This window comes from Sinobacterium caligoides (assembly GCF_003752585.1).
GTDB classification, from domain to species: Bacteria; Pseudomonadota; Gammaproteobacteria; order Pseudomonadales; family Sinobacteriaceae; genus Sinobacterium; species Sinobacterium caligoides.
The window spans coordinates 1-23,135 of the sequence record NZ_RKHR01000009.1; the positions used below are offsets into that span (position 1 = coordinate 1).

A 23,135-nucleotide genomic window follows, 5' to 3' on the forward strand; every position below is an offset into this window, starting at 1 on the left:
TCGAGAACAAGTAGCTGAACGATTAGAGAGGTTAGGGTATGGTAAGCCATAACAAGGCGCAGCAAGCCGACCTCCGGCGGTTGTGCGCGGCGTTATAGCGCTAAAAGCTCCACTCTCTAATCATACTCACATAGTCTCTCTTCCAACACCCACAACTCCCCGTAATCGTCGTAAATTCTTACAGCTATCAGCCACTTGTAACTTTCCATCCGACCATTAGTACGGTACTGTATCTCTCAAATAATTAACAACACGGCTTAGCGGCAGTTAGCATGGACTTACTTCACAATCAGCAACAATGTACCAAGCCCAGCTATAACAAGGCCAATCAGCATCGCCAGCAAAGCTGGCTGGACTTCGCTACGCTCATCCGCTGTTGGCGGCGTTATAGCGCTAAAAGCTCCACTCTCTAATCATACTCACATAGTCTCTCTTCCAACACCCACAACTCCCCGTAATCGTCGTAAATTCTTACAGCTATCAGCCACTTGTAACTTTCCATCCAGCCGTTAGTACGGTACTGTAACCCTCAAATAATTAACAACACGGCTTAGCAGCAGTTAGCATGGACTTACTTCACAATCAGCAACAATGTACCAAGCCCAGCTATAACAAGGCCAAGCAGCATCGCCAGCAAAGCTGGCTGGACTTCGCTACGCTCAGCCGCTGTTGGCGGCGTTATAGGTCACTATGAATATCAACGTAATTAGACAAGCTTGTTGCGCCCAAGACGACTCACTTGGGCCATTGAGCTTAAATGTTGAATTGAAAGAAAACTTTACTATTCAAGACTTGGCGAGGAGTATTGGAGAAGCAAAATTCCTTCAATTTTCTGGTACTCACAATATTATCTATGTGTGGGCTAGCGGTACAAAACTGTTTTCAATTCCAGCTCTTGGAGTTAATAACAATAATGTTGAGTACTTCGTAGAAAAAACAGGCTTAGCAATGTCTTTTGTAAAAGGAAATAGTGTCGAATATTTATGGGCATAAAACCTATAACAAGCAAGTCAAAGAACGCCCACAAAAACACGTGGGCTGGACCGTCGCTGCGCTCCGGCCCTTTATTTGGGCGTTATAACTCAATATGAAACGAGAAACTGCAATAGTCCTAGCTCCACTGTCAAATCTTAAATCTAACAAGAATAACTAAGCCACCTACTCTAATTCACCAGCACCATTAAGCTTAGAGCGCGAAAAGCGGAGGTTAATAATTATTTCCGTGTTAATTATTGTGATCATGCTGTCACGATCACAATAACTATGAGGCCAATAAGTAGAGGTGGATTACTTGCTGATGATTTTATCTAAAACCATCTGGACTCCAGAATAACTTAAATGCCCTTTATGATTATACAACCCACCAGTTTCGTTAATTATTTGGCACTGTTTATTTTCATCGCAAAAAATATCTCTAGGATATATTTTGTGTAGTCCTGGACGATCCTTCAAGAACACATCTAGTTCCATCGACAGCTTATTTGCTCGCTCAAATGCTTTATTGCCTTTGCTATATTGGGTTTCAAGCCCATGTTTTTCATATATTAATTGAGAAAACAAGAGCTTTTTAACATCTACCCCTGGACTTGGGACAGGATAAACAACATATACCTCATGACCATTATCTAGAAGAGCGTTTATGTTGTCGGCATAACTTTGCCATACAATACTTGGTTTTAGTTTTTTGCCACGTATAATCTTGTCTGATGCCGACTTGATCGGATTCTTAAGAGCTTGTTTTGATCTGTAAAATTGCTCATAGAATGCGGCGACAATTATTTTCTTTTTACCTTTAAATTTGCTGATGGCATCTAAGCGGTCTATGTTTTCGTATACACAGTTTGCGCGACTGCCAATAAAGATATCAGGGCTGACAAATGGGCATTGCTGTCGGGTATAGGAAATTAAACCTTGACCAGATTTATCCAACCGCTCTTTTAATCCCCAATCCAATTGGCCAGCATAGCTATCACCAATTGTAACCCAATCGCCATTGCCAAACTTACATGCCGAATCAACAGTCCGAGAATCGCATTTTATTCGTTTTTTGCCAGAATATGTCACGCCAACATTTTTGCTATCTCTCATTTTTGACCACTCCAGAGTCTTATAGCTACTAAATGAGCTCTTCACAATACCGCTTAAACGGCCGGGGAAGCCATTAGTGATATCGGCAGCATAAGCAAAAGAGAAACATGCCGCACAGGCGGCTATTAAGCCACCTTTTTTAACTAAGCTGACTTTCTTTATCCGATACTTAGATTCGATAAACTTATAGGTAATTACAGATAAAAAAGTTGACAGGCATATGAGTAGCAGTAGATCGTGATACCTAAACGGCTCCTGCTTTATAAATCGAAAGAAAACAAATATAGGTTGATGCCAAAGATATAATGGGTAGGATATCAAACCAATTAAAACCATGACTTTCATCGATAAAAAGTCAGTAGCAATTTCCCCCTTACGCGCAAACATAATAAACAAGCAGGTCCCAAGCACAGGTATGAGGGTTATAAATGATGGATGACTAACATCGTCGCCAATAAACAATATACTATAGGAAATAAGGGATAACCCCAGGATTGGGAGCGATCGAAGAAGCGGGTTTTCGAATTTCGAATACTTCAATTTATCAAGCTGATCTCGATCATAAAACGTAACTAATCCACCTAATATAAGTTCCCAGGCTCTTGCAGGAAGCAGGTAAAACGCCATGTCGGGGTTTTCTTTGACAGAAAAATTTGCATACTGCAACGAGATCAATGTAAGAGCGAGCAAGATTTCAAACAAATACTTTTTAAAGAATCGGTTTGTAAAGAAAATAATAACAGGGAATACAATGTAAAATTGCCACTCTACTGCCAGGCTCCAGGTATGAAGCAGTGGCTTGTAACTACTACTATCTGAAACATAACTATCTTCGCCGTAAAAGAAATAGTTTGAGCCAAAGTATAGCGTTGACTTAAGTGAGTTCGCGTAAGTAACTAAATCATCGGGCAATAGTATTAGGTAAGCTATTACCGAGGTAACTACTAACATAGCTAATAATGCAGGGACAATTCTTTTTGCTCTTCGCCAATAGAAATCAAGGAATGAAAAAGAGCCTTTATCCATTTGGCTACGTATAATCCCTGTGATTAGATAGCCGGAAAGAACGAAGAAAACATCAACACCAAAAAAACCACCCTTTAATATATGGGTACCAAAAAATGTCATATGTGCGTGATAAATAATTACAGCTACAATTGCTATTGCTCGTAAACCGTCTAACTCTTTCCGATAATGCAAGATAAATCACCAAAAACACCCACTGTAAATCATTTTGATGTCAGTGCCAAGTTTTCAGATCGAAGCACAGTGCTTCTGGTCGTCGTATGAAGCCCATACACAACACCAATAACCCGGAAACGCTATATTCCTACGCCCCTCGTAACAAGCCACCCCGGTCTTAGCCGCACCAGCAACTCAACCTCTCCTGAAGAGGCGGGTCACAGGCGTTATGATAAAAACTAAGCCACCCATCATTATTTATCCTGTGAAGCTTATGCTTATCAGTAGGATGGGGGTTGTTTGGCTGTGGACACCCATCGCTATTCCTCTCTAGTCTCTTGCGCTGGCTGTTGCCAGAAGTTCGAGGTTAGCTGGAGGCAACCCATAGGGATGTCAGTGGCTTGTGGTTTTGCATTGGGCTTGTGATGCGGTAGCCTGGGTTAACAATAATAAACGCGGTGTTAGCAGCTGTAGGTAGTCTTAGCTTGCAGGGTGGCAGACATAACAAGGCTGTGTTTCGGAGTTCCAGCTCACATCCTGGTTTGTAGTCACTGCGCTTACACCACACCCAAACCACTCGCTGGCACCCGTAAACAGTGGCGTTATAGCGCTAAAAGCTCCACTCACTAATCATACTCATAAGAGCCTCCCCCCACTCTCCGCAATCGTCGTAAATCCTCTCTTGATCAGCAACTTACCGCTTTTCATACAGCCATTAGTACGGTACTCTATCGTTCAAATAATTAACAACACGGCTTAGCGGCAGTTAGCATGGACTTACTTCACAATCGGCAACAATGTACCAAGCCCAGCTATAACAAGGCCAATCAGCACCGCCAGCAAAGCTGGCTGGACTTCGCTACACTCTGCCGCTGTTGGCAGCGTTATGAGAAGGAGTTGTAGATAGATATGGAAGTGTTAGAGAATCAGAAAGAATTCCTAGATGATTTTATTCACTTAAATGAAGAATGGATAACTACGTATTTTGAACTCGAAGCAGCTGATCATGCTTTAGCTGAAAATCCATTTAAAATAATTGAAGACGGTGGTTATATTTTTAGCTTGGCATCGAATGATCGTGTTCATGGCGTCTGCTCACTATTCTATGAAGAAGATGGGGTATTTGAACTTGCTCGAATGGCTGTTTCACCTTATAGCCAAGGAAAAGGTTATGGTAATAAGCTCATTGAGGCAGCATTATCTAAACTTAGTGAGATCGGCGCAAAAAGAGTATATTTAGTATCAAATACCAAACTTAAACCAGCAATTGAGCTTTACAAAAAATATGGCTTTAACACTATTTTTGAGGGGCAGCACCCAATGTACTCTCGAGCAAATATAGTCATGAGTCGTAATGTCTCATAACCAGGCAAAGCAATCTGACTCCGCAAACTGTCACGCTTTGTGCGTACCGCACAAAGTCGCACCAGCTTGCTATGCAGTTGTTTGCGGCGTTATGTGCCCACTAATACCGTACGTATCATCAGATAGGATATGTGATGAAAATTGAAAAATTGCCCTTTGGTACTACAGACTGGAATGATGTTGAACGAACAGAACATCCAGGTGAAACGGGTAAGGCATATTGGAGAACAAGAAACTTTGGAGAACTTAGAGTTCGCATGGTTGAGTATACCCCCGGCTACCTTGCCGACCATTGGTGTTCAAAAGGACATATCTTGTTTTGCCTAGAAGGTGAGTTACACACTGAGCTCGATGACGGCCGTGAGTTTGTTCTTACTCCGGGCATGAGTTACCAAGTCGCAGACGACGCAGAGCCTCATCGCTCCTCAACTAAGGATGGTGCCAAATTGTTCGTAGTAGATTAATGTCAGCACATAACAATCGCAGGCTGTCGGAAAAAGTTGCGCGTCATCCGTTTTGCAAAGGGCGCAAAACGGCCGCCACCCTACTTTTCCGCAGCTCCGGGCGTTATATGCCTAAGGGATCATGATGGAGTACGTATACCTTTTAGAACATACTCATATTTATAGTGAAGGTGAAGAAAGCACTAAGACTATTGGCATCTACAAATCCGAGGCAGAAGCATTGAAGGTAGTTGAAAAACTAAAAGGAGTTTCTGGTTTTGAAAAATACCCCCAAGGCTTCAATATAGACAAGTGCAAGCTAGGCCAATCGTTTTGGCAAGAGGGTTACGCAGGTGAATAACCACCGGCATATAACAAGGCAATCAAGCGCGACAAAGTGCTACGCACTTCGCCGCTTATTTAGGCGTTATAGCGCTAAAAGCCCCACTCTCTAATCATACTGACACAGCCTCTCTTCCAATACCCATCACTCCCCTTTACCGTCGTAAATACTTACAGCTATCAGCCACTTGTAACTTTCCATCCAACCATAAGTGCGATACTGTATCTCTCAAATAATTAACAACACGCTTAGCGGCAGTTAGCATGGACTTACTTCACAATCATCAAGAATGTACCAAGCCCAGCTATAACAAGGCCAATCAGCATTGCCAGCAAAGCTGGCTGGACTTCGCTATGCTCAGCCGCTGTTGGCAGGCGTTAGCAGTAAAAAAGGAGAACAAAGTCATGTTGAAGAGTTACGGTAGCACGAGTTACCTACGATGGGTTTTTGCGGCTCTGATTACCGTAGTAGCAACACAAGCAGCAGCGTTGGATGAAAATGCTATGATTGAGCAAATCCAAGCTCTCGACTGGCAGGTAGAACCTGGAAAATATCAATTGGTCGGCTCTAATGCCTCTGTCACTACAACTTCCGAGGAATATTTAGTCAAAGGCAAAGAGGCGCATGAATATATGCGTATTTCTGAGGGGCATGACGGTTTCAAGCCAGATGCATTAATCGTTCGAGTTGAAGGCCCTAGCCAAGATACACAGGTGCTTTTCACATACCATGATATTGGGTATGTAAAAATGGATGATTGGGAGGAACATATAGATAAGAATGAATTACTGAAAAAAATTCAAAAGAGCACTGAAGCTGCAAATAAAATAAAGGAAAAAGGCTATCCCAAATTATATGTTGATGGGTGGGCTCAAGAACCGTATCTCGATAAAGCGAACGCAATTGTATATTGGGCAATATCCGGTCACACAAGTGAAGGTGCCTCTATTGTAAATGCAAAAGCAATGAAACTAGGCCGTAAGGGTTTTGCCGAAATAGTATGGATGGGCAATCCGAATCAATTCGCCAATGCACAAGCGTCACTATCCCCCTCTTTAGCTGCTTATCAATATGACGAAGGCTCAAAGTACGCTGATTTCGTTCCGGGCACAGATACAGTGGCGGCAGTTGGGGCAGGAGCGCTGGCATACAAACTAATAACAGGTAAGGCTGCGGCAAAAACTAGTGCAGGTCTGCTGGCCTTGCTTGCAATCTTTGCAAAAAAATTCTGGTTCCTTATTTTCATCCCATTCATCTTCATCTGGAAATGGATTAAGGGTAAGTACACAGGGACAAAAGAAAGTGCGTAAACTGCTAACAAGTAGCTCCACCGGACAAAATACTCGCTGCGCTCGCATTTTTCCGGTGAGCTAAGCGTTAGCGGTGTTAGCGGTGTTAGCGGTGTTAGCGGTGTTAGCGGTGTTAGCGGTTTTAATGGAATCAGAATGAAGTACATACTACTTACAATAACTCTACTTTTCGCCAATCTTGCTTCAGCAGATATCGTCGCCTATAGCACTACGAAGCAAATGAGAGAAGCAAACTATGAAAGATACGTCCTTGTAAAAGGTAATTCTTTAAAGTCGCCAATAAAGAAGCTTAAAGATCATGGAAAGCTTGGTTCTCCGAGCCCTTCTATATTCTATGATTTTGAGGTTTCAACTAATGGTCCATGGACAGTAATAAAGCTTCCAAGTACAACGAGTCATTGGATGCATCAAAATATTACTTATTGGTTTCTTGGTTGGGGGCCAGATGATCCAAATTACGCAGATTCTGTTGTAGGGCTTGCTGTCAATCATAATGGCTCTAGTTACGCGATATATGGCACAAATGACGCTTCAGAGCCACAAGATTCACTTTATGGCGAAACATCTAACGGCATATCTTTCGTCGTTAACATCCCATTTGACGAGTTAGCTATAGATCACAAGTCCAAAGTACCAAAAGCACCCGCAGTAGTTAGCGGTCTACGGTTACCAAGTGGCCTTAAGTTTTCTAAAGTAAACATTGAGTATCATGGGAGTCTCACCGATAACTAAGACATCTATCGCTATTTTGTCGTATATATTCAACTCTGTTTCGCTTAGAAACGGTGAAGGTAGGTGTCTGGATAGGCTCTAATCTTGCTTATATCAGCCATCTATCCACATCACCTACTCCGCATCATAAACGTCGTAACCCCCTACAGCTATCAGCCACTTGTAACTTTCCATCCAACCATAAGTGCGGTACTGTATCTCTCAAATAATTAACAACACGCTTAGCGGCAGTTAGCATGGACTTACTTCACAATCGGCAACAATGTACCAAGCTCAGCTATAACAAGGCCAACCAGCAAAGCTGGCTGGACTTCGCTACGCTCTGCCGCTGTTGGCAGCGTTATGAGTAAGGTGAAACTATGAGTGAGAAAAAGGAAAAATCTATTGGAGTGAAGGCTCTCGCTTCAGTGTCTTCTCTTACTCTAATAGTCTGTGTCGTGATTCTTCTTGTTGCCGGTACAAACCTTTTTACTGGTCTTGTTGCGGTCGCCGCGTTTGGTGGTCTGACGGCTCCCGCTGTAATGACGGGAGATACGTTGGCGGAGTGCGTATCTGGAGTATTTGAAATGTTCATGGAAGGCATTAGCACTATCTTCGAAGCGATTGCTTCGATTTTCAGTTCATTCTAAACCCGGAGATTCGTTAGTACGTGCCTTATACTCATAACAAGTTAAGTCAGCGGACGCATAAACGCGCCGCGGCTCTCAACGTTATGTGTACTACAGGAAATAAATGTTAACTCAAGCTAAGTTGTATATAGATTCAATGATTTGGAGCCTCAGCAAGAAACTAGCTGAACCTAAGTGGCTGTATTCTTACCTGGCGTCTAAATGGATACTTACTTTAGCCCTGATTTTCGTTTTCGGGCAGTGGGCATATTTTAATGACGCTTTGCTGATTTTAATAACACCAATTGTTGTGTTGCCCAAAATAATCAAGAATGACTTACAACGTATAAAATCATGCACTGCTACTACTACTAATGCTAAATAAACTCACTAAATCCGTTCGCACACATAACAAGGTGCGGCACAATCGCCCTTCGGGCTGGACTGCCTTCGGCAGCCTGTGCGCACGGCGTTATGCGAAATTTTAAACTATTAAAAAAAGGAGTTAATAATGACTTACGTAACCGATGAATACTTAGACAAGCTACATGGATTGCTTGAAAAAGATGGTATTAATGTAGATCGAAACGAATTCCCTAGCGTGGACGAGATAGAACTCGGTCTAGAAAGAGAATTCGACTCGGGATTGTTCTACGCAATTGAAGAGAACAATGAAGATAGAACGATGCATCTTGGAGAGTGGGCTCTTGAAGATGGAAGCTATGAAGGGTTGGTTAAGTCCCTCTTAAAAATAGTCGATAAATCATTTGGTGGTTTTGCAACAACGTCTGAATATAACGATGGTTCAGGTACTGAGAGAGTAACCGTTGATACTGGTAAAAAACAGTATGAATGGACTTTTGATCACTCTTACTTAGATGATCAACAACTAGTTAAATCTGTTGCTTCTGTAACAAATGAAATTTCCAAAAATAGGCTTGTCTTAGTGCTTGATGAAGATAGCACCTTTGTAATGAGCTTGCCTCTTGATAGCGCTAACTATTTGGATGGAAAATTTGATGTTATTGAGGTGTGTAAGTAGGCCCGCATAACAAGGGCATGCACCCGACCGCCGGCACCTGTCACCTTTTGTGCGGAACACAAAAGTCGCCAGTTACCTCCGGCGGGTAATTCCGGCGTTATAGCGCTAAAAGCCCCATTATCTAATCATACTCACAACAACCTACCTCCCAACTGGACTACTCTCCTCATCTCCGTAAATTCTTACAGCTATCAGCCACTTGTAACTTTCCATCCAACCATAAGTGCGATACTGTATCTCTCAAATAATTAACAACACGGCTTAGCGGCAGTTAGCATGGACTTACTTCACAATCGGCAACAGTGCACCAAGCCAAGCTATAAGAAGACCAATCAGCATCGCCAGAAATGCTGGCTGGACTTCACTACGCTCAGCCGCTGTTGGCGGCGTTACATTTCTATCCGCTTAAGGAGGATTGATTGAGATTTACGGATAAACTCAAAAAATCAAAAAAGCGATCTAGATTGGCTTATATCGTCGCTTTCTTAGCTGTTGTCTATTTTTTGATGACGTGTATTAAAGGAATTTACTTTTGGACTGATGGAAGTAGTTTCTCGCTTGCTGAGAGTATAAATTCAGGTATTAAATGGCTGCTTGCTAAAACATGGATATTTCCCATAAGCAACCTTTGGGAAGTGATACCGGCAATACCATTTGAAGGAAGAGATATTCTGTCGTTCTATAAAGTTATTATTCCTCCGGTCGTAGTCTTTGGTATTTGCGCATTATTCATAACCGATTATCGCGCTTTAAGATCTAAATTCTATGAACTTAAAGCAGAAATCGAAAAAGAACTAGCTCTACGTGAAATGCGAAAAGATGCAGGACTAGATACATTGAGTGAGTCCGCAAGCATAGATGTTGTAATAAGTAACGCAACCAATAATGACCCGGCGTGGCATAATACCGGTTGGGGTAAAGTAGTTATTGGTATTGCTATAGCAGCAGTTATTGCGGGAATAGGTTTAAAATAGAGAAATGTAACAAGCCAAGCCAGTAGGACTTATTATGCTGTCGCTTCGCTCTAAAGACGCAGAATAAGCCGCTGCTTTGGACGTTATATTGCAATGGAGAATGCAGAGGTATCATGAAAACAGTAGGTCTTTTGGGTGGTATGAGCTGGGAGAGTACGGCCGATTACTATCGAGCTATCAATGAAGGGGTTAAGAAACGCCTCGGAGGGTTACATTCAGCCAAGATAGCCATGTACAGTGTGGATTTTGCACAGATAGAGCATATGCAGCATGAAGGAGATTGGGAAGCTACGGCAAAAATACTTTCTGATGCGGCTCAAAAAGTTGAATCTGCCGGTGCTGATTTCTTACTCATTTGCACAAACACAATGCACAAGGTTTCTCCGCAAATAGAAGAGGCGATCGACATCCCGTTGCTTCACATAGCTGATGCGACTGCAGAGGTTCTTGTAGGTGAAGGTATTCAAACCGTAGGGTTGCTTGGTACTGCATTTACAATGGAGCAGGATTTCTATAAGGGGCGGTTAAAAGAGCGCTATGGTCTCAATGTTCTAACTCCCAATCAAGAAGACATTTTAATTGTCCATAACGTAATTTATCAGGAGCTTTGCCTGGGGGATGTGCGTAAAAAATCAAAGGACGAGTATCTCCGTATAATTGAATCGCTGTCTAATCAAGGCGCTGATGCGGTAATTCTTGGATGCACAGAAATTGGAATGCTAGTTAATCAAGGCGATACAAATACTAGGTTATTCGACACCACAGAAATACATGCTGAAAGTGCTGTGAAATATGCAATATAACAATCACAGGCTGTCGGAGCGGTATGGTGCGTCATCCGCTTTGCAAAGTGCCGAAAAGTAGCTTCCACACCACACCGCCTGCAGCTGTGGGCGTTAGTTTACACAAGGAGTATGATGTTGTTAGAAAGTATCGCTATGTTATCAGGGCTGATTGCAACTATTTGGATTACAATCGGCGTATATATTGCTGCTAGATTCTATCCTCATTACGATCACGCAAATCAATTCTGTAGTGAATTAGGCGCAGCTGGCAGTCCAACTGAAAAAATATCACCAGCAATAAATAACTATCCCTTAGGTTTCATATTCTGCTTATTCGGGTGGGCAATAGTTCAACTTGATGACTCAAATATCGCTATCACTATTTCTGGAATTTTAATTATTATTCACGGTATTGGCACTTGGGCTGCAGGTTATTTCCCTATGGATAAAGATCCATACACTAAGTCACCAACACTAAATTGCAAAATTCACTCTTGGGCTGGCTTAATTATGCTCTTAGCACTTTTAATCGCACCAATATTCATAGCTTTCAGTCCAGAGTCAATTTATATCCCTTTCTGGTTTAGAGCAACCTCAATTGCTATTGTTTTTTTATCGACCTATTACCTATTAAAAATGTATCAAGGCCTTAAAAAACAGAAACTAACTGGCTACTATCAACGTATTTCCTATTGGATTAAGCTAATTTGGCTAAGTATTTTTTCGCTAATATTGGTGCAAATGTAAACTAACAAGACAGTTGTCTATGGGAAGTCTAAAGCTTGGCTGGCGCTCATTCTTCGCTAATTTTAGCCAAGCATTTATACGCCCTATATTGCAGCGTTATAGCGCTAAAAGCTCCACTCTCTAATCATACTAACACCAGCCTCTCTGCCAACGCCCACTACTTCCCGTAATCGTCGTGAATTCTTCATTTATCAGCTACTTGTAACTTCCCATCCAGCCATTAGTACGGTATTGTATCTCTCAAATAATTAACAACACGGCTTAGCGGCAGTTAGCATGGACTTACTTCACAATCAGCAAAGCTGGCTGGACTTCGCACGATCAGCTGTTGTTGGCGGCGCTATAACTCAGGAAGGAATTCATGCCTAGTGTACTAATTGAAGTCCGAAGAGAATATTCGGAAGAGGAAGAATCAGGAATCATGGAGGCAGTTCATTCGGCTTTACGTTCTAGCTTCAAAATTAAGCCAACTGATCGGCATGTACGGTTAATCGTTCATAAAGCGCATCGATTCGAGTGCCCGCCTGATCGTGAAAAACCGGAATACGTGACTCACATAAGTATCGATTGCATTGCAGGGAGAAGTCTCGATGCGAAGAGATCACTTTACCAAACAATCGTGAAGAACCTTAAGCCTTTCGGTATACCAAATAATCACGTAAAGATAATGTTACGAGAAATAACCCTAGACAACTGGGGCGTTCGAGGCGGTTATGCTGCGTGTGACATAGATCTAGGATTTGAGGTAGAAGTCTAGTGCGCTATAACAAGACGCAGCAACGGACCTCCGGCCGCTGTTCGAGGCGTTAGGTAATCAAGGAGAAGTGTGATGATTCAAATACAGAAAGACGATCTTTCAGATGGTGCAATTGAGAGATTGCTCAATACTCATATACAGGAAATGTATAAGCATTCTCCGGCTGAAAGCGTGCATGCTATAGATCCCGAAAAACTGAAAGATCCCTCTGTCACCTTTTGGTCAGCCCGCATCAATAATGAGCTGGTTGGCTGTGGTGCGCTTAAAGAGCTATATTCAAGCGTAGGCGAGATCAAATCAATGAAAACAGATGAAAATCATCTGCGAAAAGGTATTGGAGCAAGGCTATTATCTGAGATCATTACTGAAGCAAGAAAGCGCTCATACGGCGAAATCAGCTTGGAAACAGGTAGTAATGAAGCCTTTAATCCAGCAATAACCATGTATGAAATGCATGGTTTTGTTGAATGCCCACCTTTTGGTGAATACAAGCTAGATCCATATAGTAAGTTCTATACTAAAAAGCTAAGTGTAAATCTCTAACAAGTGTATTCAAGCCGACGTATTTTGCTCCGCTCCTTTATATGCTATTCGCTGCGCTCAGTATCGCATACAAAAGCGCTCCACAAAATACGCAGATTAATCACGGAATTATAGTGCAGATGAGGCTCAATAGTGAAGCGAAATAAAATATTCCTTGGAATTTTCACTGCTTTTGGCTTGTATGTTTTTGTAAGCATATTGTCACAGTTAATTACCGCCCCATTAAGCTCAAATAATATCTGCGATAGGGCTAATGAGAAGAAACTTGTTTCACCCGATAGGCAGCTAGAGCTAACCCTTGAGTTTCGAACTTGTACTTTGTCAGGGGGAACTACCCGAGTGGTACTTTATGAATTGTCTAACCCGAATAGATCTGAAGTGTTAGTTGATGTCGAGATGAAAAATAAAGCGGGGAATTATTACCCAGTGCCTATTCAGCCCGTTTGGCTGGATGCAAAATCGTTAGCTATCTATCTTCCTAAAGAGCATATATCAAGAAGCAATCGAAATGACGCTTATGGTGTTTCTATTCAATACCACCCAATAGGAGGGTAATGTGTTGCACAATAACAGGCCAATCACAGTCAGCCGAAAACAGCGCGGCTTGGACTCGCTACACTACGTTTCGCTCGCCTGTACTGCCGGCGTTCTAGCTCTAATTAGGGTCATCAATGAAATTTGATACTGTTCATCTAGAAACCGAAAGAGTTTTAATACGTTTAGTAAAAGAGAGTGATAGCCGTAGCTTATATAAAATTTATTCAGACCCTAAAGCTATGGAGTATTGGAGCAGCATTCCTTTTGAAAATGAATCACAAGCGACTGAACTAGTTAAATCAGCAATTAATAACTTTGATTCTGGGAGCTCACTTTTACTGGCTATTATTTTAAAAGAGTCGGGGGAACTCGTCGGGACATTAAACTTGTTTAATGTTTATGCTGAATCCAAAAGAGCTGAGGTTGGCTATATCTTATCAAGTTTATTCTGGCGGAAGGGACTAATGGCAGAATCATTTGGAGCTCTAATACATTTCTGTTTTGAACACTTGAAATTGAATAGATTAGAAGCTGACATAGATCCTGATAATGTAGCATCATCGGCGCTACTGAAGAAACATGGCTTCAAGGTTGAAGGCCTACTCAAGGAACGTTGGATCGTTAATGGAAATATCACAGATAGTGAGGTGTATGGTTTAGTGAAATCGAGCTATAACAAGCAACTGAACACGGATTCGGCTTACGGCCTCACGTTTTGCAAAAACACGCAAAACAACGTGTCAGCAAACCTCACCGGTTAGTTGGACGTTATAGCACTAAAAACCCCATTTTATAATCATACTCACACCACCCTACCCTTCGTGACACTACCTAGGGTGATGGCTTCATCGCGAGACATTGATGGTAGGCATAGTCAATGCTCATCATGTGGTGGCGTAAATCATTCACGACATCCGTTTGATAGCGAATATGGTGCATAAAGGGGTAAGCCGAAAGGCGTTGAAAGCTAGGGTTACCGGTTAGTTTGGATAAGCTGGCCATCAAACTTTCATCAAGCTGGAGCGATAATGCGGCACGCTCGGCTTCTTCATCGCTTAAAAACAACACTAAAAAGAAAATCATGATGTAAGACGCGGTTTCTATATCCAAATTTAACAGCCGTCGACGATGCGGTTCAACATCAATGGCGGGTATCGTTAATGCCGAAAAGTCAATGGCCTCCAACGGCAGTTGTTGATCAACTCGCACATCAGCTGAGGCGCCGGTATCAATCACATGATTGTAAATATTGATGTCATGAAGCACGATGGCATTCATGCCATCGACATCCCCCAATTGCGACACGTGTGTCGGCATTAAGGTCACCGGTATGACGGCATCGGATTGGCAATTGCTGGCGACAAAATTAATTAATGCCGATTCCAACTGGAAATGACGGATAATGTATTCCAAGGCCTCTTTGGAGATAAAGTTCGCCATAAACCACACCCCCAAGCGGTTTAATAAGCCGTGTGATTTGATCGTAAACGGCAGCAGTCGTTTTACCATACGCAATAACGCAATAGACACGATCATCACGAGGCGTACCAGCGGTAGCAGGATGCGAACCGACCGACGACTCATGTCCTTTTCATACAGTTGGCGATCGTAACTGCTTAAGGACAAGTGAGGATCATTATTAATGGCCTCAAAAAATTGTGGGTTTTTACGATCCCGCATAGTTTATTCCTTAGTAATTATTAATTTCAGCCAGTTGCAGCGCGTATAAACGGCCAACAACTTTAGCGATACGGCGGGTCTCAATGGCAGCTTCAGCCGTCATGAAGGGTGAGGTTAATATTTTAATCAGGTTTTCATAATGATCTTCATCGGCCACGCCGTGGTAATACAGAAAGCTGGTGGCTTCTTTGCCGATATCGAGGCTTGCTTGGATAGCAGAGGACCATCCAGCTGCTTTGTGCGATCCTAAGCCTTCAATGATGAAGGTGGCACCAAAAATACCCACGGGATTGGGTTTGCTGGCTTCATGAAAAATAAACGCCGATAAGGCTTGGCTACCGATATTCAGCAGTCCATTATTCAACCGTTGTTCGTCTCCACCAGTGCGCAGAAAATCTTTTTCAAGCATCAGGAAGTCCTGATGCTCTTCCGCGGCATGGCGGATCAGCGCACTGCGTAAAAGCACATGGCTATTTTCCATGGATGCTGCCGCCTGAGAAATCCACCGACCACCTTGACTGACTTGTTCGCGCATATTGAGCAAATAGGCTTGGTATTCTTCCACCGTGATCTGTGTCGACTCGATGGCTTGAACAATGGGCGTGTTACATAATTGCTGATGAAAGCCATACCAAACATCAGCCAATGCACGGCCGAGCCACTGAGGAATTTCCCCCGCATCTTCAAGGCGTGCTTGTAAGGGGCTTTGAGCTAGTAGTGCATCAAGCGATAGATCACTGGTTAACGAAGGGAGTTGCATAGGATATCCTTAATTGTTCGATGGGTTAGACGACGGTGAGTTGTGCATAAGTGACAGAAAAGCGAGCAGATTCAGGTATCATCATGACGACTTTCTCGCCTTTTTTAATCTGATCGCTATACAGCAGTGCATGCAGCATAATGTACATACTGGCGGCACCGGTATTGCCTTTAGTTTCTAAATTGGTGAACCATTTTTCTTTAGCAATAGGTATGCCTTGCTCGGCATAGGCATCAAAGAGTTTTTCTTGAAAGAAAAAAGAGCTGATATGCGGCAAAAACCAATCGACTTCGTCGGCAATTAGCTTACCTTGCTTAGCTAACGTTTTCGCAAAATCGGTGACGATGCGCACAATATTCTCGCCCAATAATTTGGTGTCTTGCCGAAGGAGGAGTAGCCCTAAATTATCGACCTCTCCCAAGGAGTCTTGATGCAACCACGTGTTGCCAATGCCTGGCTGATTAGGGTTGGTTGTCCCCATGTACATGCACGTAGGAAGCTCGTGCGCATACGAGGTGGTTTCGATCCACTCTATTTTTAACGAAGGGCGTCCATCGTTGGGGGTATCTTGAATAACGAAGGCACCCGCACCATCAGAGAGCATCCAGCGAAGGAAATCTGCACTAAAATAGTTATAGGTTTCACTAAGACGACTATCGGTACGATCGAGAGTACTTTCTTTGCTGAAACGTTTCCCTTGCATAATGACCGAAGGACGTTCGGTGCCACAGCTTATTGCCGCTTTATGTTGGCCACTAATGACACTCATGGCAGCCGCTTTGAATGCAGCAGCACCTGAGCCACAAATACCTGCGCAGCTGAGTATATCCATTGGCCCACCCTTGATGCGACCATGAACCATTGATGCAATGCCGGGTGCTAACAGATCAGGTATTGTGGTGCCAACCGATAGCATCTGAACGTCCTCCAGCGTAATGCTGGCATAGGAAATAGCTTGCTGGATGGCCAAGGCAGCCAGCTCCTCCGTCATGTGCGTCGGTTGACCTGATGCGTCAAGCGCATAATGCCGTTGTTTAATGCCATTCGACTGCAATATTCGTCGACGAAAGCGACTGGGCTGGTCATTGACCAAGCCGAGTACCGCCTCCATATGATCATTATCAATCACTTCACCGGGTAAGAATTCGCCTGTCGCTGTAATATAGGCATTAGAGGGTGTGTAAATGCTCATAGTGATACGCTCCCTGTTATCGTTAGATTAAGTAGGATTTTAGTAATCAAGATATGTGCCAAAGCTGCACGATTGAAGGGGGATTCTCACAATCGCTCATAAAGCATCCAACTCCCTTCAAAAATTTAAGCGAATATCTTGATGCTTATCGTTATCTTTATAGATCCATTTTTTTATCGTTAGTTGAGAAGTAAATAAGGTAAAGATCTTCGCTCCATACGACAAATTCACTAATAATGCAGGCTGCTTACCGTATCTCTATATATTCAGAAGAATTACTGGTTAGCGTTATTCCTATATTATTAGTGCTTGTAACTATGCCATCAGCTGATTACGAACATATGAAAAGTAATATCGCTGGCCCGCTTCTTGAGGCTATCAGTAAATCAATGCATTTATATAAATCTACTATTTATCAGGATTTGGGGGCATTAGCGGAGCACTTTGGTATTTCAGAAAACTCTAACAAGGCCATTTTGCATCAGTCTATCTACCAACCAACGGCCAGCGCTCGCCCTAATCGTAGTTAATACATCAAGCTATCAGTCACTTGTAACTTCCCATAACGCACCTAGTACGGTACTGTACCCCTCAAATAATTAACAATACGGCTTAGCGGCAGTTAGCATGGGCTTACTTCACGATCAGTACAGGTGTACCAAGACCAAGCAGCATCGCCAGCAAAGCTGGGTGGACTACGGTTGGCGGCGTTATGAGTAAAATAATATGGACCTAATAATGCAAACATTTCAAGTGTCGTCAGTTTTGATGAGCTATGGAATGCCCTTTTTTCTTGGACTTTTCATCGCCCCATTTATCTACATCGATGCTAAAAAACTCCCGAAGCTATTTTTAAATACATCTCCTCGATTTTGGGCGTTGTGTGCTCCATTTCTCGGCCCTCTATGGACTGTGCTTATCTATTGGGCAATACATCACTCCTCATTTAGTAACCGTGAAGTATTCTTACCTAAACCAAGCAAGCGCAACCGTAAGTACTCTTCGCCAACTAATCGTAAGTAATCTTCACGCCATGAAAAATCATAACAAAACGTTCAATGGCGCCTGCGGCTGGACAACTTTGAGTGTGGCTTCGCCACAAAGCCGCCCATCAAATAAGCGTTATAAGTAAATACACAGAGAGATCATGTTTAATTTCTTAAAGTCAAAACCTATTATATCTAAGCAAGATTCCATGTTTCAGGTTGAAACCTATAAATGGTTACTTAAATACTTTGGCGGAAAGGACTTTTATGAAGAGGCCAAACTTATCCTTCCTACTAGGCAGTATTTCCCCTCCAAAGTAAAAGACCCTGAAGAAGCTGCAATTGAAACTTTTGAAGCCGTTAAGAAATACGCAGGCATGGAAGAGTGGCCATGTAAGCTCGTAGCCCAAGAAGAAGATATTAACCCTGTCGTAGGGGAAACTCTTGTAGTTCGAGATACACCCAGTTCTGCATTAGGGACTTTTGAATATAAGGGTGAAGATGAAGTGATTATCACCTATAACCCTGCATCACTTTCAAGCCCCACTCAGCTAGTTGCCACCTTTGCCCATGAGCTTGCTCATTACCTTACCGGTACAGCTATAGAACCACCTCCGGGAGGCTGGGACAACTGGGAGTTTGCTACAGATATAACTGCTACATTTCTTGGCTTTGGGGTATTTATGGCTAACTCAACATTCAACTTTAGCCAATACACTGGCTCGGGATCGCAGGGGTGGAAAACAACTAACAGCGGCTATCTAACAGAGTCAGAGCACATATATGCATTAGCAATTTTCTTACTTCTCAAGAGTGTTCCTGTAGATCAAGCAACGAGTTGCTTAAAACCCAACCTTAAAAAACTGCTCAAGAAAGCAGTTAAAGAAATTGATAACTCAAATATCATAGCGGAGCTCAAAGCAATCAAACACGAAGAGCCAGAGCTAGCTGCCTGTCAGAGTACGAACTTATAACAAGTGAAGATTAAATTGAGCATCAAAATTATATTATCTATTTTTATCATCATAAGCCTATCAGGCTGTTTATCCCCGTCACCCGAGCAATTGAAGAAATCTGAGGTATACGACCAGCGGTCTAAGGAAGCACGTGCGCGCGCAGCAGAAAACGGCAATCGCCCTGGCACACTAGACAATATTGAAAGCATGAGAAAGGCCGAAGAGGAAGCTGCCAGCTATCAAAAAGCATCAGATCGGGCTAAACGTACTTGGTTAGATGTTATTATTGGTTTATAGGCTAGCAAAAACAGCTATCAGCCACTTTTCACGCTCAATCACACGATCAATAAGAAACCCTATTTTCAAATAGTTAACAACACGCTTAGCGGCAGCCAGCATAGACTTACTTCACAACCTGTAACAATAATGAATCTATTTACTTATAACCCAGTAATCAAGAGAAAGCCAAAAGGCCCGTGCCCAAACTGTGGCTTAAAGGTCGATGATAAAGCCAGTCAATGCACTCACTGTAGCTACAGACTAACGCTAAAAGATAAAGAGATGCTTAGGGAGCACCTTAAAGAGCAAAATTTAAAGGGCATAAAGCTAGGTCTTATAGTGTTCCCCACCTTTATCGGGGGAATTATATTTTTATATGAATTTACCAAAACTTAAGCCCCCATTAAGCCTTCTATGACCAACTGATTATAAGATTTTTCAAATCGCATAGTTTTCATTAAGGCTACAATACTGAAAAATTAACCAATCTCGAGTAATTAGCAGATGAGCAAGGAGACGCTTTGAACAAGATTAACCCGCACAAATTACGCCATAGTAAGTGGACGGCAACCGAACCGAAAACAAAGAAAAGCACTTTATCGTCACAGAACTTACCTATGACGAAGATGACAACGTTATATCCTGCACAATAGAAGCTGTCATCAGCAAACGCTCGATGATCATCGAGTGGAAAACACTACAAGACAGCACTCAGTGGCTCTATGGTTGGCAGTAATACTGCATGACAGGCTAATTAACAGCACCGCAATACATGAACTTGCGCACAATAAAACACAAGGCCGTTCAAACTTAATATGCCAGTTTACACTCGGCTTTAATTGCAGAGGCCATACTGCCACGCATCGACGTACGACATTACCTCACGCCTCCCTTCTGTTCAGTAAACTCCCCGCTATTATCATGCTTTGAGATCAATAGCTGCGACCAGCGTTTGTAACGACGACCTATATTTGCAACGGCGGCCTCGCTATCACTACCACTGCACAGACACTGTTGGCCAATAAAAATCAACGATAAGACAAAAAACAGCCAATAAAGCGTATTACAATCAACTAGCTTGAAATACATCAAATAAAATAAGCTCTTCTGTTACGGCAATAGCCCACTATTCATACATAATCATAATCACTTGACGATATATTGGAAAAAACAAGAGTACAGGAAGAGGAAGACAATGAAATCGAGGCGACACCAGCTCATTGAGCTGCTCGAGCAGGGCTATATCCCTGACGACAAAATTGACGAGGCACTGACCGCTTCAAAAATATTCCCAGATAGCCCCGCTTGGCAGAGTTTTATCAATCACGCTCTGACCTGGCTAGGCGGCCTTGCCATTGCTTTTTCAGCGCTGTTTTTTATCGCTTTCAACTGGTATGACCTTGGGCGATTTGCCAAGTTTGCGATGGTCGAGGGGCTTATCATTGCCGCTGTATTGTTCTATTGCATGCTCGATAAGCAGAAGGTTTCGTCGAAAGTCGCCCTATTCGTGGCGTCAATATTACTCGGCGTATTGCTGGCATTAGTCGGCCAAACTTATCAAACCGGTGCCGATCCTTGGCAACTGTTTTTTTTCTGGGCAATGTTAATGTTGCCCTGGGCATTAATCGGTCGATTTAGCGCAATATGGGTTCTCTGGCTCGGCTTGATTAACCTTTCTATTGTGCTCTATTCAATGAGCCCAGAAAGCGTCTTAGGCATGTTCTTCAACTCCGATTTAACGATGCTGTGGGCTTTATTTCTTTTCAATATTATTGCCCTAGCGGTATGGGAGGTACTTGCAACCCGCTACACATGGCTAGCAGAGCGATGGCCAGCTCGGCTACTCGCAGTTGCCAGCGGCACTATGATCACTTGGTTGGGCATCTACGCTATCTTCGAAGGGAAGCCGGTAGTTTTCTTCATCTGGCTTGCTTGGCTAGGAGCTATCTATGGTATCTATCGATACCTTATTCGTGACCTGCTGATACTGGCTGGCGCGGGATTATCGGTCATTATTATTGCCACTTGCCTTGCCGGGCTTCTCATCGTCGACACAGGCGGCCTGCTTATGCTGGCCATAGTCACCCTGGGCACGGGAGCTGGCGTCGTCACTGTGCTTAAACATATTCAGAAGGAGTGGCAATCATGAGTCAGACACCGATCGATATGTGGGAGACTTTAACGACAGCCGGTATTATTACAGCCCAGAAGCCTGCAGAGCTGCCATCCGATTCACCATGGTACGTTAAATTATTAGTCGCCTTTTCTGCCTGGTTAGCTTCGCTGTTCGTACTCTTGCTGATTATCTTAACGGGGTTTGCAAGCTCACTTATGGATAACGCATACGCTTTAACAATAACAGGACTCGCACTTATCGTTGCTGCCTATACCGTATTACGCCAATCTGATCATGTCTTCGCTACCAATTTTGCGTTATGCATTAGCTTTGCTGGACAAGTACTGGTGACGTTACCGATATTGGATCATGCGGATAAAGGCCTTCATTGGCTATTAGTCGTGCTTGCCGTATTCCACCTACTGCTCGCCATCGTCATGCCTAATTTTATTCACCGAGTCTTTTCATCAATGCTAGCAGGAGGTTACCTCTCATACGCCTTCGGCGCGCCCTACCAGATTTTTATCACCGGCATCATCATGGTAATAACAGTATGGTTATGGCTGCACGAGTTTCGCTGCCCCAAGCACATGGCCACACAGCGAGCGATTAGCTATGGACTGACGCTAACAGTCATTCTAACAACAGCATCAAGATTATTCCCTGAGACGCTTTATTTCAATGATGGGCCCGAGTCAATCTTCTTGTGGGTTATATTGTCTCCCTGGCTATGGTGGGTTGGCCAAGCTCTCTTGGGCGCAGCAGCCCTTTACACTGTTTGGCATATTCTCGATCGACTGGGCCACAAGCTGTTTGCCCCCTACAGCATTGCCGCATTATTAGGCATGCTCGCTATCGTCATTGCCACTATGGATACAGAAGGCATCACAGTGGGGGTATTGGTGCTACTACTGGGCTTTGCCAACAGCAATCGTGTATTAATGGGACTCGGAACCGTTGCAATGCTTTCCTACATCTCATACTACTATTATCTGCTCGAAGTCAGCTTACTGGATAAGTCTCAGACCTTGTTAATTATTGGCGTCATATTATTGGCCATTAACTTCATCCAGCAAAAAATAGCCAAGGTGACCCATGAATAAGCTTATATCACTCCTATCGCTAGCCGTGATTCTCGGCCTGATTAACGGGTCTATTTACTCAAAGGAACAGCATCTAGCCAACGGTGAAATTGTCTACCTAGAGTTAGCACCTGTCGACCCCCGGTCATTAATGCAAGGCGACTATATGGCACTCAACTTCAGCATGGGCCGCTCAATTCAACAGGAGATCGCTGAAAGCAAACCACACCAACACGCCTCGAGCGGCTATGTCATCGTGAGCCTGGATAAGCGCCATGTCGCCAGCTTTAAAGCGCTGTATACTGACCAGGTATTAGCCGATAACGAGCGCTTACTGCGTTACCGAAGTCGCAATGGAAACGTGAAATTTGCCACCAACGCTTTCTTCTTTCAGGAGGGCCACGGCGAGTACTACGAGTCCGCTAAATACGGTCAGTTTCGAGTCGACGATGATGGCGAGTTATTGTTGACGGCAATGTATGACAAGGATCTGTTGAAAATCGGTGCTGAAAATCAGCCCGCTAAGCAGGATACCACTGCCGCAGATAGCGGTGATCAGTAGCCTGACAACTGGTGGCGCCTTGCGCCGCCAGCGATTCAACCTTCTGTCAAAACAACCTCCCTCCCC

Annotated in this window: 30 protein-coding genes; 26 read left to right on the top strand and 4 right to left on the bottom strand. The window is 43.3% G+C overall.

Annotation, left to right across the window (positions count from 1 at the left end; all coding sequences use genetic code 11):
• The first annotated feature begins 272 nt into the window (after positions 1–272).
• The 3 genes from EDC56_RS19705 (at position 273) to EDC56_RS18180 (ending at position 993) form a co-directional block, all read left to right on the top strand.
• Positions 273–413, top strand: a complete 141-nt coding sequence (locus EDC56_RS19705; protein ID WP_162844241.1) for a hypothetical protein — start codon at positions 273–275, stop codon at positions 411–413.
• 152 nt (positions 414–565) lie between these two features.
• Positions 566–694 (top strand): hypothetical protein, encoded by a 129-nt coding sequence (locus EDC56_RS20015; protein ID WP_281273380.1) that lies wholly within the window; start codon positions 566–568, stop codon positions 692–694.
• A complete protein-coding gene (locus tag EDC56_RS18180; protein WP_123714023.1) occupies positions 691–993 on the top strand; it encodes a hypothetical protein in 303 nt (100 codons plus the stop codon). Before EDC56_RS20015 ends, EDC56_RS18180 begins: the two co-directional genes overlap by 4 nt.
• 294 nt (positions 994–1,287) lie before the next feature.
• On the opposite strand, the gene EDC56_RS18185 is transcribed toward EDC56_RS18180, so the two are convergent.
• Entirely contained in the window at positions 1,288–3,288 is a 2,001-nt protein-coding gene (locus EDC56_RS18185; RefSeq protein WP_211333758.1) for an acyltransferase family protein, read from the bottom strand.
• A gap of 753 nt (positions 3,289–4,041) precedes the next feature.
• Between EDC56_RS18185 and EDC56_RS20020 the strand changes: the two genes are divergently transcribed.
• From EDC56_RS20020 to EDC56_RS18255, 16 genes are all read left to right on the top strand, one after another.
• Positions 4,042–4,173, top strand: a complete 132-nt coding sequence (locus EDC56_RS20020; protein ID WP_281273381.1) for a hypothetical protein — start codon at positions 4,042–4,044, stop codon at positions 4,171–4,173.
• Positions 4,174–4,179: 6 nt separating this feature from the next.
• A complete protein-coding gene (locus tag EDC56_RS18190; protein WP_123714025.1) occupies positions 4,180–4,635 on the top strand; it encodes a GNAT family N-acetyltransferase in 456 nt (151 codons plus the stop codon).
• A gap of 134 nt (positions 4,636–4,769) precedes the next feature.
• Complete coding sequence (locus EDC56_RS18195) at positions 4,770–5,099, top strand: DHCW motif cupin fold protein (protein ID WP_123714026.1); 330 nt, start codon at positions 4,770–4,772, stop codon at positions 5,097–5,099.
• 121 nt (positions 5,100–5,220) lie between these two features.
• Positions 5,221–5,439, top strand: coding sequence for a DUF7336 domain-containing protein (locus tag EDC56_RS18200; RefSeq protein ID WP_123714027.1), 219 nt, complete (start codon positions 5,221–5,223; stop codon positions 5,437–5,439).
• Positions 5,440–5,684: 245 nt separating this feature from the next.
• The gene (locus EDC56_RS18205) at positions 5,685–6,731 is read left to right on the top strand and encodes a DUF2167 domain-containing protein (protein WP_211333759.1); all 1,047 of its coding nucleotides are present in this window, start codon (positions 5,685–5,687) and stop codon (positions 6,729–6,731) included.
• A 135-nt stretch (positions 6,732–6,866) separates the two neighbouring features.
• Entirely contained in the window at positions 6,867–7,463 is a 597-nt protein-coding gene (locus tag EDC56_RS18210; RefSeq protein WP_123714028.1) for a hypothetical protein, read from the top strand.
• Between the two features lie 359 nt (positions 7,464–7,822).
• On the top strand, positions 7,823–8,092 hold the full coding sequence (locus tag EDC56_RS18215) for a hypothetical protein (RefSeq protein ID WP_123714029.1): 270 nt from the start codon (positions 7,823–7,825) through the stop codon (positions 8,090–8,092).
• Between the two features lie 490 nt (positions 8,093–8,582).
• Positions 8,583–9,113 (top strand): hypothetical protein, encoded by a 531-nt coding sequence (locus tag EDC56_RS18225; protein WP_123714031.1) that lies wholly within the window; start codon positions 8,583–8,585, stop codon positions 9,111–9,113.
• Positions 9,114–9,389: 276 nt separating this feature from the next.
• A complete protein-coding gene (locus EDC56_RS19710; RefSeq protein WP_162844242.1) occupies positions 9,390–9,536 on the top strand; it encodes a hypothetical protein in 147 nt (48 codons plus the stop codon).
• On the top strand, positions 9,533–10,087 hold the full coding sequence (locus EDC56_RS18230; RefSeq protein ID WP_148059460.1) for a hypothetical protein: 555 nt from the start codon (positions 9,533–9,535) through the stop codon (positions 10,085–10,087). The genes EDC56_RS19710 and EDC56_RS18230 overlap by 4 nt, the downstream gene beginning before the upstream one ends.
• A 113-nt stretch (positions 10,088–10,200) precedes the next feature.
• Complete coding sequence (locus tag EDC56_RS18235) at positions 10,201–10,890, top strand: aspartate/glutamate racemase family protein (RefSeq protein WP_123714033.1); 690 nt, start codon at positions 10,201–10,203, stop codon at positions 10,888–10,890.
• 117 nt (positions 10,891–11,007) lie between these two features.
• The gene (locus EDC56_RS18240; protein ID WP_123714088.1) at positions 11,008–11,619 is read left to right on the top strand and encodes a DUF998 domain-containing protein; all 612 of its coding nucleotides are present in this window, start codon (positions 11,008–11,010) and stop codon (positions 11,617–11,619) included.
• Positions 11,620–12,040: 421 nt separating this feature from the next.
• Entirely contained in the window at positions 12,041–12,376 is a 336-nt protein-coding gene (locus EDC56_RS20150) for a tautomerase family protein (protein WP_425452471.1), read from the top strand.
• Between the two features lie 72 nt (positions 12,377–12,448).
• Entirely contained in the window at positions 12,449–12,919 is a 471-nt protein-coding gene (locus EDC56_RS18250; RefSeq protein WP_123714035.1) for a GNAT family N-acetyltransferase, read from the top strand.
• A 132-nt stretch (positions 12,920–13,051) separates the two neighbouring features.
• Positions 13,052–13,474 carry a hypothetical protein gene (locus EDC56_RS19520; protein WP_148059461.1) on the top strand — a complete coding sequence of 141 codons (423 nt, stop codon included), beginning with the start codon at positions 13,052–13,054 and terminating at the stop codon, positions 13,472–13,474.
• 116 nt (positions 13,475–13,590) lie between these two features.
• On the top strand, positions 13,591–14,217 hold the full coding sequence (locus EDC56_RS18255) for a GNAT family N-acetyltransferase (RefSeq protein ID WP_123714036.1): 627 nt from the start codon (positions 13,591–13,593) through the stop codon (positions 14,215–14,217).
• 70 nt (positions 14,218–14,287) lie between these two features.
• Here EDC56_RS18255 and EDC56_RS18260 read toward each other — a convergent pair whose 3' ends face one another.
• The 3 genes from EDC56_RS18260 to EDC56_RS18270 are packed head-to-tail and all read right to left on the bottom strand — an operon-like array spanning position 14,288 to position 17,088.
• On the bottom strand, positions 14,288–15,136 hold the full coding sequence (locus EDC56_RS18260; RefSeq protein WP_123714037.1) for a DUF6999 family protein: 849 nt from the start codon (positions 15,134–15,136) through the stop codon (positions 14,288–14,290).
• A 10-nt stretch (positions 15,137–15,146) separates the two neighbouring features.
• Positions 15,147–15,896, bottom strand: coding sequence for a hypothetical protein (locus EDC56_RS18265; RefSeq protein ID WP_123714038.1), 750 nt, complete (start codon positions 15,894–15,896; stop codon positions 15,147–15,149).
• A 25-nt stretch (positions 15,897–15,921) separates the two neighbouring features.
• Positions 15,922–17,088 carry a 3-oxoacyl-[acyl-carrier-protein] synthase III C-terminal domain-containing protein gene (locus EDC56_RS18270; RefSeq protein ID WP_123714039.1) on the bottom strand — a complete coding sequence of 389 codons (1,167 nt, stop codon included), beginning with the start codon at positions 17,086–17,088 and terminating at the stop codon, positions 15,922–15,924.
• A 236-nt stretch (positions 17,089–17,324) separates the two neighbouring features.
• On the opposite strand from EDC56_RS18270, the gene EDC56_RS18275 reads away from it, so the two are divergent.
• The 7 genes from EDC56_RS18275 to EDC56_RS18315 all read left to right on the top strand — a co-directional run bounded on the left by EDC56_RS18275 (position 17,325) and on the right by EDC56_RS18315 (position 23,069).
• Positions 17,325–17,618, top strand: a complete 294-nt coding sequence (locus tag EDC56_RS18275; RefSeq protein WP_123714040.1) for a hypothetical protein — start codon at positions 17,325–17,327, stop codon at positions 17,616–17,618.
• A gap of 617 nt (positions 17,619–18,235) precedes the next feature.
• Positions 18,236–19,048 carry a hypothetical protein gene (locus tag EDC56_RS18280; RefSeq protein ID WP_123714041.1) on the top strand — a complete coding sequence of 271 codons (813 nt, stop codon included), beginning with the start codon at positions 18,236–18,238 and terminating at the stop codon, positions 19,046–19,048.
• A gap of 3 nt (positions 19,049–19,051) precedes the next feature.
• On the top strand, positions 19,052–19,327 hold the full coding sequence (locus tag EDC56_RS18285) for a hypothetical protein (RefSeq protein WP_123714042.1): 276 nt from the start codon (positions 19,052–19,054) through the stop codon (positions 19,325–19,327).
• Between the two features lie 541 nt (positions 19,328–19,868).
• Positions 19,869–20,045, top strand: a complete 177-nt coding sequence (locus EDC56_RS18295) for a TIGR02450 family Trp-rich protein (protein ID WP_245980745.1) — start codon at positions 19,869–19,871, stop codon at positions 20,043–20,045.
• A gap of 459 nt (positions 20,046–20,504) precedes the next feature.
• Positions 20,505–21,458 (top strand): DUF2157 domain-containing protein, encoded by a 954-nt coding sequence (locus EDC56_RS18305; RefSeq protein WP_123714045.1) that lies wholly within the window; start codon positions 20,505–20,507, stop codon positions 21,456–21,458.
• On the top strand, positions 21,455–22,528 hold the full coding sequence (locus EDC56_RS18310; protein WP_123714046.1) for a DUF4401 domain-containing protein: 1,074 nt from the start codon (positions 21,455–21,457) through the stop codon (positions 22,526–22,528). The genes EDC56_RS18305 and EDC56_RS18310 overlap by 4 nt, the downstream gene beginning before the upstream one ends.
• Entirely contained in the window at positions 22,521–23,069 is a 549-nt protein-coding gene (locus EDC56_RS18315; RefSeq protein ID WP_123714047.1) for a GDYXXLXY domain-containing protein, read from the top strand. The genes EDC56_RS18310 and EDC56_RS18315 overlap by 8 nt, the downstream gene beginning before the upstream one ends.
• The last annotated feature ends 66 nt before the right edge of the window (positions 23,070–23,135 follow it).

What these genes read in the sequence shown, in the direction of transcription:
- EDC56_RS19710 (WP_162844242.1), top strand. Translation starts at nt 9,390, where the DNA reads ATGGACTTACTTCACAATCGGCAACAGTGCACCAAGCCAAGCTATAAG.
- EDC56_RS18215 (WP_123714029.1), top strand. Translation starts at nt 7,823, where the DNA reads ATGAGTGAGAAAAAGGAAAAATCTATTGGAGTGAAGGCTCTCGCTTCA.
- EDC56_RS19705 (WP_162844241.1), top strand. Translation starts at nt 273, where the DNA reads ATGGACTTACTTCACAATCAGCAACAATGTACCAAGCCCAGCTATAAC.
- EDC56_RS18180 (WP_123714023.1), top strand. Translation starts at nt 691, where the DNA reads ATGAATATCAACGTAATTAGACAAGCTTGTTGCGCCCAAGACGACTCA.
- EDC56_RS18190 (WP_123714025.1), top strand. Translation starts at nt 4,180, where the DNA reads ATGGAAGTGTTAGAGAATCAGAAAGAATTCCTAGATGATTTTATTCAC.
- EDC56_RS20015 (WP_281273380.1), top strand. Translation starts at nt 566, where the DNA reads ATGGACTTACTTCACAATCAGCAACAATGTACCAAGCCCAGCTATAAC.
- EDC56_RS18225 (WP_123714031.1), top strand. Translation starts at nt 8,583, where the DNA reads ATGACTTACGTAACCGATGAATACTTAGACAAGCTACATGGATTGCTT.
- EDC56_RS18200 (WP_123714027.1), top strand. Translation starts at nt 5,221, where the DNA reads ATGATGGAGTACGTATACCTTTTAGAACATACTCATATTTATAGTGAA.
- EDC56_RS18255 (WP_123714036.1), top strand. Translation starts at nt 13,591, where the DNA reads ATGAAATTTGATACTGTTCATCTAGAAACCGAAAGAGTTTTAATACGT.
- EDC56_RS18260 (WP_123714037.1), bottom strand. Translation starts at nt 15,136, where the DNA reads ATGCGGGATCGTAAAAACCCACAATTTTTTGAGGCCATTAATAATGAT.
- EDC56_RS18205 (WP_211333759.1), top strand. Translation starts at nt 5,685, where the DNA reads ATGGACTTACTTCACAATCATCAAGAATGTACCAAGCCCAGCTATAAC.
- EDC56_RS18305 (WP_123714045.1), top strand. Translation starts at nt 20,505, where the DNA reads ATGAAATCGAGGCGACACCAGCTCATTGAGCTGCTCGAGCAGGGCTAT.
- EDC56_RS18250 (WP_123714035.1), top strand. Translation starts at nt 12,449, where the DNA reads ATGATTCAAATACAGAAAGACGATCTTTCAGATGGTGCAATTGAGAGA.
- EDC56_RS18210 (WP_123714028.1), top strand. Translation starts at nt 6,867, where the DNA reads ATGAAGTACATACTACTTACAATAACTCTACTTTTCGCCAATCTTGCT.
- EDC56_RS18315 (WP_123714047.1), top strand. Translation starts at nt 22,521, where the DNA reads ATGAATAAGCTTATATCACTCCTATCGCTAGCCGTGATTCTCGGCCTG.
- EDC56_RS18265 (WP_123714038.1), bottom strand. Translation starts at nt 15,896, where the DNA reads ATGCAACTCCCTTCGTTAACCAGTGATCTATCGCTTGATGCACTACTA.
- EDC56_RS18310 (WP_123714046.1), top strand. Translation starts at nt 21,455, where the DNA reads ATGAGTCAGACACCGATCGATATGTGGGAGACTTTAACGACAGCCGGT.
- EDC56_RS18275 (WP_123714040.1), top strand. Translation starts at nt 17,325, where the DNA reads ATGCAGGCTGCTTACCGTATCTCTATATATTCAGAAGAATTACTGGTT.
- EDC56_RS18195 (WP_123714026.1), top strand. Translation starts at nt 4,770, where the DNA reads ATGAAAATTGAAAAATTGCCCTTTGGTACTACAGACTGGAATGATGTT.
- EDC56_RS18270 (WP_123714039.1), bottom strand. Translation starts at nt 17,088, where the DNA reads ATGAGCATTTACACACCCTCTAATGCCTATATTACAGCGACAGGCGAA.
- EDC56_RS18235 (WP_123714033.1), top strand. Translation starts at nt 10,201, where the DNA reads ATGAAAACAGTAGGTCTTTTGGGTGGTATGAGCTGGGAGAGTACGGCC.
- EDC56_RS20150 (WP_425452471.1), top strand. Translation starts at nt 12,041, where the DNA reads ATGGAGGCAGTTCATTCGGCTTTACGTTCTAGCTTCAAAATTAAGCCA.
- EDC56_RS18280 (WP_123714041.1), top strand. Translation starts at nt 18,236, where the DNA reads ATGTTTAATTTCTTAAAGTCAAAACCTATTATATCTAAGCAAGATTCC.
- EDC56_RS20020 (WP_281273381.1), top strand. Translation starts at nt 4,042, where the DNA reads ATGGACTTACTTCACAATCGGCAACAATGTACCAAGCCCAGCTATAAC.